Origin of the sequence: Vibrio sp. ZF 223 (assembly GCF_003050585.1) — a bacterium.
Lineage (GTDB): Bacteria > Pseudomonadota > Gammaproteobacteria > Enterobacterales > Vibrionaceae > Vibrio > Vibrio crassostreae.
The window spans coordinates 509,451-521,683 of the sequence record NZ_PIGB01000002.1 but is presented as its reverse complement, the minus strand read 5'-3'; the positions used below and the strand labels follow the sequence as shown (position 1 = coordinate 521,683).

The 12,233-nt window shown below is 43.9% G+C and carries 10 protein-coding genes and 2 pseudogenes; 10 read left to right on the top strand and 2 right to left on the bottom strand.

Annotated elements, in window-relative coordinates; genetic code table 11:
* The first annotated feature begins 98 nt into the window (after window positions 1-98).
* The 8 genes and pseudogenes from CWO13_RS06975 to CWO13_RS06945 all read left to right on the top strand — a co-directional run bounded on the left by CWO13_RS06975 (window position 99) and on the right by CWO13_RS06945 (window position 6,117).
* On the top strand, window positions 99-782 hold the full coding sequence (locus CWO13_RS06975; protein WP_017059770.1) for a DUF3334 family protein: 684 nt from the start codon (window positions 99-101) through the stop codon (window positions 780-782).
* A 209-nt stretch (window positions 783-991) separates the two neighbouring features.
* Complete coding sequence (locus tag CWO13_RS06970; RefSeq protein WP_017059769.1) at window positions 992-1,681, top strand: DUF2786 domain-containing protein; 690 nt, start codon at window positions 992-994, stop codon at window positions 1,679-1,681.
* A gap of 113 nt (window positions 1,682-1,794) precedes the next feature.
* Window positions 1,795-2,460: an OmpA family protein gene (locus CWO13_RS06965; protein ID WP_108020596.1), complete on the top strand. Its 666-nt coding sequence runs from the start codon at window positions 1,795-1,797 to the stop codon at window positions 2,458-2,460.
* Window positions 2,461-2,617: 157 nt separating this feature from the next.
* Window positions 2,618-3,185 (top strand): annotated as a pseudogene (locus CWO13_RS23800) (tetratricopeptide repeat protein); the annotation flags it as partial.
* Between the two features lie 83 nt (window positions 3,186-3,268).
* Window positions 3,269-3,703, top strand: a pseudogene (locus tag CWO13_RS23795) (hypothetical protein); the annotation flags it as partial.
* A gap of 166 nt (window positions 3,704-3,869) precedes the next feature.
* Window positions 3,870-4,058 (top strand): hypothetical protein, encoded by a 189-nt coding sequence (locus CWO13_RS06955; protein ID WP_004733419.1) that lies wholly within the window; start codon window positions 3,870-3,872, stop codon window positions 4,056-4,058.
* 322 nt (window positions 4,059-4,380) lie between these two features.
* Window positions 4,381-4,788, top strand: coding sequence for a SulA-like leucine-rich domain-containing protein (locus tag CWO13_RS06950; RefSeq protein WP_017055178.1), 408 nt, complete (start codon window positions 4,381-4,383; stop codon window positions 4,786-4,788).
* A 225-nt stretch (window positions 4,789-5,013) separates the two neighbouring features.
* The gene (locus CWO13_RS06945) at window positions 5,014-6,117 is read left to right on the top strand and encodes a phosphoribosylaminoimidazolesuccinocarboxamide synthase (protein ID WP_017055177.1); all 1,104 of its coding nucleotides are present in this window, start codon (window positions 5,014-5,016) and stop codon (window positions 6,115-6,117) included.
* Window positions 6,118-6,261: 144 nt separating this feature from the next.
* On the opposite strand, the gene CWO13_RS06940 is transcribed toward CWO13_RS06945, so the two are convergent.
* Window positions 6,262-6,639 (bottom strand): hypothetical protein, encoded by a 378-nt coding sequence (locus CWO13_RS06940; protein WP_019821854.1) that lies wholly within the window; start codon window positions 6,637-6,639, stop codon window positions 6,262-6,264.
* Between the two features lie 203 nt (window positions 6,640-6,842).
* Window positions 6,843-9,221, bottom strand: a complete 2,379-nt coding sequence (locus CWO13_RS06935) for a helicase-related protein (RefSeq protein WP_108082671.1) — start codon at window positions 9,219-9,221, stop codon at window positions 6,843-6,845.
* 184 nt (window positions 9,222-9,405) lie between these two features.
* Between CWO13_RS06935 and CWO13_RS06930 the strand changes: the two genes are divergently transcribed.
* Both CWO13_RS06930 and CWO13_RS06925 read left to right on the top strand, forming a co-directional pair.
* Complete coding sequence (locus CWO13_RS06930) at window positions 9,406-11,094, top strand: NAD-dependent malic enzyme (RefSeq protein ID WP_019821850.1); 1,689 nt, start codon at window positions 9,406-9,408, stop codon at window positions 11,092-11,094.
* 193 nt (window positions 11,095-11,287) lie between these two features.
* Complete coding sequence (locus CWO13_RS06925; protein ID WP_055319824.1) at window positions 11,288-12,088, top strand: SanA/YdcF family protein; 801 nt, start codon at window positions 11,288-11,290, stop codon at window positions 12,086-12,088.
* The last annotated feature ends 145 nt before the right edge of the window (window positions 12,089-12,233 follow it).

Below are 12,233 nucleotides of genomic sequence, written 5' to 3'. Positions count from 1 at the left end.
TCTCAATGCAAGAATGGAGAAATAGTCACTTTCGTCTTAATTCAGTAGTAATATACTGAATAACATTTTGTTTAAGACATCTCCACGAGCACATCACAATGAAAAAAAACAAAACAGTCACAACTGAAGATATCCTTCTTAAACTATGCCAATCAGTCTCAAGCGTACTTACTTCAGCGACGGCTTCTCAGGTGTCCTATTCAGCCATGGTTCAAAAGATCAACAAAACAAGCCTCAAGCCAGACTTTGGTTGCTTCGTTCTGTTTGACGGCGGCTTTTCTGGTCTTGTTGTTATCAATTTTACGTCCAAAGCAGCGTTAGAGATCTACACCAATTACATGCGCAATATGGGCATGCCTGAAAACGAGCTCGCTGTGCTTCATACTTCAGACGAAGTGGGTGATGTATTGGGTGAGTTGATGAACCAATTGGTGGGTGACTTCACCAATAAAATCCGCAAAGAGCTGCAAACCAACATCACCCAAAACCAACCGAAAATGCTGGCTCTGAACAAGCAAGTAAACCTTTCTGTTGATACTAACCTCGATCGTCCACAAGCTCGTCGTGTGACCTTCTCTACCGCCAATAACAACATCTTCTACCTTGAGCTTGCGATGGATAAGACCGAATTCATTCAATTGGAAGAATTTGAAATCGCAGAAGACGAATGTCCAGATAGCATTCTTGAGGCGACTCAGAAAAAAATGCAAGAAGCGAACAAGCCAGCTCAAAGCTCTGGCAATGATTCTGCAGCAGACCTACTCGATGAACTGGGTATCTAGTTTGCAAATGCTCTAGTCACTTTAAAAAATCGTGTCACTAACGCCATCAATACTCTTGATGGCGTTTTTGTTTTTACCGCCAAGTCGGCTCATGCAGTTCAATGTTCACCGCCTCACTTGTTCATCAAACCAGTTTTGCCTTTCTGTTACCCGCGAAAACATGTAAAATGTTGGACTTTTAAAAATTTGCGGTACTGATTAAATTGTCGATGGATAAGAAAAAAGCCCTAAAGAAAATTGCCAAGTGTCTTGAGCTTGGAAATTCTGCGAACGTCAATGAAGCTGCCAATGCGATAAAAATGGCGCATAACTTGATGCTGAAATATGGTCTCGAAAAAGACGATATTGAATTTATCAAGATGGGGAAAACTCAGTCCAGTCACCTGTTACCTGCAAATATCAGTTCTACACTGCTGCGCGTTATTCGCGGTATCAACACCAAGTTTGGCGTAGAAGCCGTGTTACTGAATCACAAAGGCCTCAAGCGCGTTGAATTCATTGGTGAAGCCGACCGCGCGATCTTCGCAGCCTTCGCTTTCGATATCATTTATCGCGAGCTGAATGAACACACCGGCCAATTCAGAAATAGCTTTGCTGGCTCTGGCACAGGATCATTAGAAGTAACACGCCGCGTGAACTCGTTTGTTTCAGGCTGGGTTGAAGGTGCACTTGAAAAGCTGCCAACCATTACTCCAGACGACGAATCAAACAACAAGATCAATAACTACATTGATAAAGAATTCAAAAATATCGACCGTGAAACGTTCAAACAGCAACTGAGAGAAGCGATGAAAAACCTCACCGCCGATTATGAAGTTGGTTTGAAGAAAGGTCGTAAATTGTCTGTTAATCGACCAGTTGGCGGTACCCAGGCAGCTAAAAAGATAACTAAATCATAGAGCCACTTTACATTACTTCGGCGTATTGATAAAAACCATCAATAAGATTTACAGGACTATGTTTGTCACTCGGATTCATTCGTTTGATAGAAGTACATGATGGAGAAAATACGTTGAAAAAAATCACACTAGCCCTAGCGCTTACTATCGCTTTAACGGGTTGTCAGGCAACTCAACGCCAAAACGCGACAACTGGCGAATCTGAGACTAACTCTGCAACTCAAGGCGCTCTAATTGGTGCACTTGCTGGTGCCGTTGCTGGTGCAGCTACCGGTGACTCTAAAGACCGTGGTAAACGTGCACTTATTGGTGCGGCAGGTGGTGCGGCTGTTGGTGGTGGTATTGGTTACTATTTTGACCGACAAGAAGCAGCCCTTCGTGAAGAACTAATGAACTCTGGCGTTCAAGTAGAACGTGTTGGTGAGAATCAACTTCTACTTCGTCTGGAAAACGGCATTGGTTTTGATTCTGGTTCTTACGCTTTAGAATCAAGCATTCACAACACACTTCGCGGCGTTGCGCGCATCCTAGTTGAATACCCAGACACAAGCCTAGTGATCGAAGGTCACACGGACAGCACTGGCAGTGAGTCGACTAACCAAATCCTTTCTGAGCGTCGTGCTGAATCTGTTCGTGCATTCTTGATCTCTCAAGATGTAGCAGCAGGCCGTGCCATTGCTCGTGGTAACGGTGAGCGTTACCCTCTATGTGACAACAATACCTCTCAAGGTCGTGCTTGTAACCGTCGTGTAGAAATTCAAATCTTGCCGATTAAGTAGCACGATTAAAGCCCAGTCCGTCTTTATCTATTGAATTAACCTCTATATAGTTGTTTATCAGTTATGTTACTCAATTAACGTAATACTAATAACCAACAACCATAAAGCGTATTCATACTGACATATCGACTCTGGGCTTTTTTACGAGACTTATCTTTTGCTTATCCAATCCAACTTTTTGTCATCGTCACTTCTTAGAACTCTATTTCTAGCCCTCGTTTTTTCCTCGATACTGTTGCCCACCCCACATTTCGTGCACGCAGCAAGTAGTAATGAGTTTTCACTACAATCACAACCTCAAGATCCCATTTCTCAATACCAATTAGCGCAAGCGTATGAATTGGGAACGGATGTGCCTGAAAACATCGACGACGCATTCTATTGGTACTCTCAATCTGCAGATAATGGCAATGCAGATGCACAATTTAAACTCGGCAAGTGGTACTTGGCAGGAACAAGTGTCGAGCAAGATAACAAAATGGCCCTAGAGTGGTTCATCAAAGCTGCACTGCAAGGTAACAAGAGAGCTCCAGTGGAAGTAGCAAAGATCTATGAGTCCTCACTTGAAAAGGAACTACTCCAACCATTAGATGCCGCGCAGCTATGGTATGAAGCTGCCTTAAAAGACAACCCTAATGCAGAAGATGGCTACACCCGTGTTCTACAAGCGCAATTCAACCAGCAGCGCGCAAAGCAGATCTCTTCAATAGAACAGCTCGATGACAGCATCGACTCTGAAATCGACAGCAGTCAGGGGCTATCTCAGCAAGTGCAATCTAGCCAAGCGACACGCTCTAAGCTCTCCAGTTCTAACCTAACCAGCTCTGAATATATGATTGGTGCTGCGTTGGCCGTGTTGATTTCAATCATCAGCATTATTGCGACTCTCGTTATCTCAAGAAAAAGACAAGCTCTAAAGTCGGGTGATTCACGACAGCAACAACAATCACTTGAAGCGCAGCTTAGCTCGAAGGACCTTACGATTAGGCAGCAAAAACGACAACTGCACACTATGTTTCACGAATTGAAGAAGCAGAAAAACAGCAAAGGTCTGAGTAATTTGCAGGTCGCTTGTGCTCTATTTGGGTACACACCAAATTCAATACCTGACCAGAAAAGCATCAAAGTTCGATACAAACAACTGTCGAAAATCTATCACCCTGATGGTCATGGATGTGACGAAGAAATGAAACGTTTGAACAATGCGCTAAAAACCATTTTACAAAATGTTACAAAACCGTAAACAAACACACATCTTCATTTTCCTATATCTCAAAGATATCGATTTTTATTGGTGTTGCAATCGATCCCCCTCTCAAAAACGGGTAACAAACTATTAACTAATGGGTCTTACTTGTGTCATAATTTGCGCCGAAAATACACCTGACTTAAACAGGTGAGGAGAGAATATGTTCACAATAGAAGGCGTTTGTGATTGGTGCAAAAAGCCAAGCCTAGTTAAAAAACACGACTACCTAGATGGTAAGTGTCATCATGCATGTAAAGAGTGCAATGATATTGCAACCATTGATGTTCGCCAGTTCAATATTGGTGAAATGGAAATGAGAGCAAAACTCTCCCAAGCGACATTGAGATAAGCAACACCGTGAAATATAAGAAAGCGCCTAAGGCGCTTTTTTTGTGCTTGTGGTTTTCTCTCTTCTCTCATCTATACAGGTATATACAGTACTTTTCTGTCAAAACCACTGTATACACCTGTGTAAAGCTCACATTTTTTCAACTTATGAGACAAAACAGCAAATTCATTCAAATTTAATTTATCAAATAATTTCAATAACTTAATTACATTTCACCCATAATTCCAGACGAAATCGTCCAATAATCCCGCAAAAAACGCTTGATCTTATAAGCAACTAAAACTACTGTATACACATACAGCATGTATATAAGGACAGCAAAATGATTCAAGCACACGTTAAAGCCCAACACTCTAGCCCGCTAGTTCACTGCGCATTTACATCAGTTTCTCGTAAAAGCAAAAATTCAAACGAGGAAGCATTGTTTGCAAGAATGGCGTTGCTGTCCAATCAACACCAGTGGCTACTTTTTACGGCTCAAACACCAAGACCATCGGCTAAGCAGCTTAAGCAACATAATGTTTGCTGCGACCGTGTTATTCATATGAAAGCCTCTCATCAAATGACCGAAGTAGAGACCGTCGAGAAAGCAATCCGCTCTAAGAATGCGAGTGCGATTGTTGCAAGTGCATCGATTGATCAGTTCAGCCAACAGTACCTAAGAACATTAGGATTGCGCTTTCAGTGTGAAGTCTTCTTTATGGATGCAAATTCAGAGCGCATTCACTAATCTAACGTCGCTCAAAAACACAGTCCAAACATACTGCCTTCCCCTGCCCTACAATTCGCCAATTATTCAGCGGATAGTTAGGCGGGGGTTTTTATTTGATCAATAGATTTAGCAATCGTTTGCTTTTTCTCTGGAAGCAAACAGTAGATTGGGTATAATGCCCGTCTAATCATGTGCACACCGCACTTCTCTGTATGACGTTTGATAAAAGATAGGAATGTCTAAATGAGCCTTGCTGATCAAGTTCTTGCCGTAAATGATGACCTACCAATCCGTACTGACAAACCTGTCCACAGTGGCAAGGTTCGCTCAGTCTACTGGTTAACTGAAGAAGATAGCCAACGACTAATTAAAGAGAAAGGCTACGATGTAGCACCAGATGCGCCTTTAGCAATCATGGTGATCAGTGACCGTATCTCTGCATTTGATTGTATCTGGCGTGGTGAAGGGAATCTGAAAGGTGTTCCAGGTAAGGGAGCAGCTCTAAATGCTATCTCTAACCACTGGTTCAAATTGTTTAAAGACAACGGCCTTGCTGACAGTCATATCCTTGATATCCCTCACCCATTCGTATGGATTGTACAAAAAGCTCGCCCAGTCATGATCGAAGCGATTTGTCGTCAATACATCACAGGCTCTATGTGGCGTGCATACGCGAACGGCGAACGTGAATTTTGTGGTATCGAGATGCCTGAAGGCCTAGAGAAAGACAAGAAGCTACCAGAGCTGCTTATCACGCCTTCTACTAAAGGGATTTTGAAAGGTATTCCTGGCGTTCCAGAAGCTGATGATGTGAACATCACACGTAACAACATCGAAGACAACTTCGCAGCATTCAACTTCACTCAGGCAAGTGACATCGCGCATTACGAGAAGCTGCTAAAAGAAGGCTTCAACGTGATTAGCCAAGCACTGGCGAAAGTAGACCAAACCTTTGTCGACACTAAGTTTGAATTTGGTTACGTCAACGATGCTCAGGGCAAAGAAAAACTTATCTACATGGACGAAGTTGGTACTCCAGATTCATCTCGCATTTGGGATACTCAGGAATACAACAACGGCAACATCGTTGAGAACTCAAAAGAAGGCTTCCGTCAGTTCTTGCTTAACTACTTCCCTGATGCCGACATTCTATTGAACAAAGAACGTATGCCAGAACGTGAAGCACTAGCTCGTGACAATGAACTACCTCTTGATTCGCTAATGTCTCTCTCTCGTACTTACCTTGATATCGCTGCGAAAATCACAGGTGCTGAGATTGTCTTGAGCGAAAATCCTAAGCAAGAGATCATTGATGTTCTGCGCGCTGACTATGGGCTAATCGACTAGTCGATTAATTGCTTCTTTATCTCAAAGTAAAAAGCTAGAAAGCTCGTAGACACAAGTTTCAGATACTAAAAGGGCCTCAATATTTGAGGCCCTTTTTACGTGTGCGTTTTACTATTCCTGAGAGAGATTATAGGCGAACTGAAGTTACAGCCTAATCGTGAACTCTTCTCCAGAATTACCCGCAATCACTAAATGACTGCGCGATTCAATATACTCGATCTGCTCTTCTTCAAGAGAATATGGCATCACCACTTTGAGCTCATTGATCCCTTCCAGCTTCGCGAGCTTGAGTAAGGTCACAATATTCGACTCATCACTTTTACGCGTCGACATTGATTTCAATGCCATCTGCCATAAACGATCTTCAGGGCTTGCTAGCTCTTTAATGCTATCTCGCCAGACGGTACTGAACACTGGCGCAATTGTGGTGAGTGCTTCCAGAAAAGTCCATTTTTTACTGCATGAGGCGCCAAGAAATGTTGTGTAATCGAACTCTACACGCGTCTCTTCCTGTTTATCCATGATGTCCCCCGACACTTTGGCAACACAATATACTCAATATCTATCAACTCTTTCTTTATAGCAATAGGATATAGAAGAATAGTCTTTTATGACCTTTTGATTGGTTAAAAAGGCATATAAAAATCAAACTTGTAACAAAATAAGCACTGAAAAATCATATATGCACCTATTTGATTAATATTTTAGAGATAAAACTTATCCATCTATTTGATATCAATTATTCGGCTCGCTTTTTTGTACTGAATGCGCCAGCCTGACCATGTCGGCAGCTCCCAACGTTTTGGCGATAACTTTCGACTACCCGATTGATAGTGAACGTAAATCAGCTTTCTCGCGGGCAAGTATTCTACATCGAGTTGCAAGTCGGCAAGGCTCAATGCAAACGGGTATTTTTCCGAAAATTCTGAATAGAGCCAAGTTGGAATGCCATCGAACGGTATGTCTGAGTGGTCAAACATTTCCAATTCGCTGACATCAGTAACCCCTAACACTTCAAGCTGCTCTATAAACCATAGCTCAAAGTTAATGTTCTCAATTTCTGGTGTGTATTGTGTTTGCTCATCGAGACCGAGTTTCACATACAGCTGCCAATGCTTAATCTCTTGAGTGCGAACCTTTGCAAAACCAGGAAGTTGAGCACCACTTACCACGAGATCGACGATAGGCTTTAATGATAGTTGCCCTTCAGCCGCGACAAGCTTGGTTGTAATCGTGCGGCCTGCGTACATCAACGCCATCTCGGTAAAGACGCCATCATCATTCACAACGGTTTCACCTTGCTCCCAATCTCCTAACTCAGCATCAACTATAAGCTCAAGAGGAATAGGTGCAGTGACCGTCGCTAAGGTCAGTGTTTGCTTAACCCCTCTTCCCGGCAAGCTGTGGGTGTCTAGCACCAACATAGCTTGTGCATTGTCCGGGAAACGGTTCTGGCGACCAAGTACCACCTCTAACACTCCATTAGCAAAGGCCTCTTTCCTTTTCAGCCGGCACACAAACACCAGTTCAGGATGAAGATCCACAATAGTCTTAAGTAGTTCAATGCGTTGAAAACGTGACGCGACTTCTAGCTGAGGAAGTTCAAATACCTCACGCATTTGCTTAGCTAGACCTTGAGCTTCATTCAGTGCCTGTAGGTTTATCTCTAAATGCGGATATTCGCGACCACGCACAATTTGAATCAACAGGCTTAAATCACACCCTTCCTTCTCTTGTTGCGCCAGTGCTTCCAGATGTTCTGCACTGTTCGGTAATTGATACAAGCGAGCAGGCACAGACAACGCCGCTGTGAGATCGACCATCGCTTCTTTGAGTGCTTTGGTTTTGATGCGAGTTACAATGTCTGCATACAAAGCGTCAATCGGCAGTGGATACAGCTTCTTGCCGTGCTCCATAACTTGACCATCAATATTGATCGCTTCCATCGTCAGCAAGATTTGAGTTGCGCTATTTAGCGACTTCTCAGGAATAGGGTCGAGGAAAGATAAACTATCAAGAGTCGCACCACAACATGCCGCCGCCAACATAGGTTCGGTCAGCTCTTCACGCTGCAATTCAGGAGGCGTAACCAATTCTAACGCTGCGTGTTCGCCATACAAACGGACACAAACGCCGTCCATTACCCTACCCGCACGACCCGCGCGTTGTTTGGCACTAGCGCGTGATATGGATTTCAACATTAAGGTGGTTCTGCCGTTGCGTTGAACGGTGCGTCTTTCCAATCCTGAATCTATCACCACGCCAATATCAGGAATGGTTAATGAGGTTTCCGCAACGTTTGTAGCAAGGATGACCTTTCTCAGACCATCACCTTCAATATTGGTATTCCGACCCGATAACGCTAAATCTCGCTCCTTGTCACTGACCGACGCATGCAATTTAACGACTTGGATATCTGGATTTTTCGCTAAAGCTTGTTCACATTGCACGATCTCTTTTTTACCCGGCAGAAAAACCAACATATCGCCATGTGAAGCAATCAGTTGATGATTCACTTCTTCCGCGATGCTCTGTTCTAGATGTCGACTATCAGGCAGTGTTCTGGATTCATTCGCTCGGTGCTCAATCTCCACTTGATAAGTACGCCCTTCACAGCTTATGCGATTCGCATCCAAATACTGAGCAAGGCGCTCACCCTCAATGGTTGCTGATGTGATCACTAAACGATGACTCGCTTTTTGTTTCAGAATCGCCACCAGCAAGTCGATATCCCAGCGCCTCTCGTGAAACTCATCCACCACAACTACATCAAAGCCAGCGAGTCCATCTTCTGATAACCAACGCAGCGCGATACCGGGCGTAACAAAAACAACGTCAGTTTGCTCGTTATATTCCGATTCGAGCTTAATCGCATAGCCCACTTTGCTACCAAGCTTCTCGCCCGATTGTTGTGCGAGATATTTAGCCAGTGAAGTACACGCGATGCGTCTTGGTTCAACCACCAGAACTCGCCCATGTTGGGAAGCCCAAATTGGCAACCGCGTAGATTTACCTGATCCGGTTTCAGCCTCTACTACAAGGTGAGAATTAACGATTTGTTGGTGAAATACATTTTGATAAGCATCGATGGGAAGTAATGACATAAAAAGGGAGCGTCGCGAAAAAGTGTGAGCAAAGTATAACGAATTATCGTGTTGAAATTCGATAAGTGTGGGGCAGAGGTAAGAATATCATTTTGTTTGCTCAGATCGTGGAGAAACTATTTACAATTGAATAACTAAACCGTTATCATTTTTCAGTTACCCTTTCTCCCATATTAGGCATCCAATGAACAACGATAAACGCCCTCTATATATCCCTTATGCTGGTCCTGCTCTACTAAGTACCCCTCTTCTAAACAAAGGCAGCGCATTCTCTGCTGAAGAGCGTAGTTCTTTCAACCTTGAAGGTTTGTTACCGGAAACAACCGAAACAATCCAAGAGCAAGTAGGACGTGCATACAAACAATATTGTAACTTCGAAAGTGATATGGATAAGCATATCTACCTTCGTAACATCCAAGACACTAATGAAACGCTTTTTTATCGTTTAGTTCAAAACCACATCTCTGAAATGATGCCTATCATTTACACGCCAACGGTTGGCGCAGCATGTGAGAACTTCTCAAATATTTACCGTCGTGGTCGTGGCCTGTTTATTTCATACCCGAACCGCGATCGTATCGATGATCTACTGAATAATGCGACAAACCACAACGTTAAAGTTATCGTGGTTACGGATGGTGAGCGCATTCTTGGTTTGGGAGACCAAGGCATCGGTGGCATGGGTATTCCAATTGGTAAGCTAGCACTTTACACAGCGTGTGGTGGCATTAGCCCAGCTTACATGCTACCAATCGTGCTCGATGTGGGTACCAACAACCCTCAACGTCTTGCTGACCCAATGTACATGGGCTGGCGTCACCCTCGTATCACAGGTGCTGACTACGATGCATTCGTTGAAGAGTTCATCCAAGCGGTTCAACGCCGTTGGCCTGATGCATTAGTTCAGTTCGAGGATTTCGCACAAAAGAACGCAATGCCACTGCTTGAGCGTTACAAAGATCGCATCTGTTGTTTCAACGATGACATCCAAGGCACAGCTGCCGTAACGGTTGGCTCTCTACTTGCAGCATGTAAAGCAGCAAACAGCAAACTGTCAGATCAGCGTATTACCTTCTTAGGTGCGGGTTCTGCAGGTTGTGGTATTGCTGAAGCTATCATTGCTCAAATGGTGTCTGAAGGTATCAGCGATGCACAAGCTCGCTCTCAAGTTTACATGGTTGACCGTTGGGGTCTGCTACAGGAAGGCATGCAAAACCTACTTGATTTCCAACAGCGTCTTGTTCAAACCAACGAAAACACTAAAGACTGGGAAAGCGACGGCACTGGTTTCTCTCTACTGGACGTTGTTCGCCACGCGAAGCCAACCGTATTGGTTGGTGTATCTGGTGCTCCAGGTCTATTCAGCAAAGAAGTCATCAAAGAGATGAACCTGCACTGTGAACGTCCTATCGTGTTCCCACTGTCTAACCCAACAAGCCGTGTTGAAGCGACACCAAACGACATTATTCGTTGGACTGATGGCCAAGCACTTGTTGCGACAGGTAGCCCATTTGAGCCAGTAGTTCACAATGGCACGACTTACCCAATCGCTCAGTGTAACAACAGCTACATCTTCCCAGGTATTGGCCTTGGTGTATTAGCTGTGAATGCTTCACGCATCACTGACGAAATGCTAATGGAATCAAGCCGTGCACTTGCAACGTGTTCTCCACTAGCAATCAATGGCACAGGCGCTCTACTTCCGCCATTAGAAGAAATCCACACGGTATCGAAGAAGATTGCTCTTGCTGTTGGTAAGAAGGCGATTGAACAGGGCGTTGCTCTAGAGATCACTGAAGAAGCACTGCAACAAGCGATTGACCAGCACTTCTGGCAGCCAGTTTACCGTCGCTACAAGCGCACGGCATTCTAATAAAGCGTGCTGTACTTTGAATAAAGCGTACTGCGCTTGGAATAAAGAGCGTTAACGACTCTTATATGAGCCTCTGCCATTGCAGGGGCTTTTTTCTTTACACTGTCTTGTCTTTTTAACTGATTTTTCTCATTTTTATTTGGTATTATCGAGCACTCAAAAATTAATGCTCAGTCAAAGGACCATACCGAGAGTGAAATTTGATTCTCACATTATCCGTAGCTACTTAAATAAAGCTTACAAAAAACTGCAAGGTTTTCTGTTTGGCGCTTTCCTCGTGTTCTTAGTAGGCAGCGCTGCGGTTATTGCGATCGATTATTGGGTTTCATGGCAAGCGGAAGATCGCATCATCTACGATATTGATGAAGTGCCCGAGCTTGAGGTCGCTGTTGTGCTTGGCACGAGCAAATATTTGGGTCGTACACTCAACGATTATTATAAGCACCGAATCGAAGCCGCGATTGAGCTCTTCGACCGTGAAAAAGTCGACCAGTTTCTGTTAAGTGGCGATAACGCTCATCGCTCTTACAATGAGCCGTGGACGATGAAACGCGACTTGTTGAAAGCTGGCGTCCCCGATGAACGTATCAATCTAGATTATGCTGGTTTCAGAACCTTAGACTCGATTGTTCGCGCCAAAAAGATATTCGATACCGATAACTTTCTGATCATCACCCAGAAGTTCCACTGTGAAAGAGCACTATTCATCGCCAATTCTTACGATATTCATGCGCAGTGTTTAGCGGTTTCAGGTCCAACCCACCATTCCGGAACCTCAATACGCTTACGAGAAGTGTTTGCGCGTACAAAAGCATTCCTTGATCTGTATATTATGGGGACAACGCCAAAGTTCCTTGGACCTAAAGAGCCGATTCAACCCAGTCCAAAACCGGAATCATTTCCGATTCCAAATCCTATTACTGACCCCACTATAAACCCTGATGTAGACCCTACAGCAAGCCCGATTGCAGGCCCAACAGAGACCGATGTGTAGAAAACTACACATTTTGAATTTGTTGCCTCACACTTCCCCGTTGTTAAGCAAAAACACACCAACACTCCTTTATTAACTTGAGTAACATTCTTCCAACAAAGTCTGACCCTACATCAAGCTATATACCTCGAAAATAATAAGCACG

What these genes read in the sequence shown, in the direction of transcription:
- CWO13_RS06930 (WP_019821850.1), top strand. Translation starts at nt 9,406, where the DNA reads ATGAACAACGATAAACGCCCTCTATATATCCCTTATGCTGGTCCTGCT.
- CWO13_RS06975 (WP_017059770.1), top strand. Translation starts at nt 99, where the DNA reads ATGAAAAAAAACAAAACAGTCACAACTGAAGATATCCTTCTTAAACTA.
- CWO13_RS06940 (WP_019821854.1), bottom strand. Translation starts at nt 6,639, where the DNA reads ATGGATAAACAGGAAGAGACGCGTGTAGAGTTCGATTACACAACATTT.
- CWO13_RS06945 (WP_017055177.1), top strand. Translation starts at nt 5,014, where the DNA reads ATGAGCCTTGCTGATCAAGTTCTTGCCGTAAATGATGACCTACCAATC.
- CWO13_RS06935 (WP_108082671.1), bottom strand. Translation starts at nt 9,221, where the DNA reads ATGTCATTACTTCCCATCGATGCTTATCAAAATGTATTTCACCAACAA.
- CWO13_RS06970 (WP_017059769.1), top strand. Translation starts at nt 992, where the DNA reads ATGGATAAGAAAAAAGCCCTAAAGAAAATTGCCAAGTGTCTTGAGCTT.
- CWO13_RS06955 (WP_004733419.1), top strand. Translation starts at nt 3,870, where the DNA reads ATGTTCACAATAGAAGGCGTTTGTGATTGGTGCAAAAAGCCAAGCCTA.
- CWO13_RS06950 (WP_017055178.1), top strand. Translation starts at nt 4,381, where the DNA reads ATGATTCAAGCACACGTTAAAGCCCAACACTCTAGCCCGCTAGTTCAC.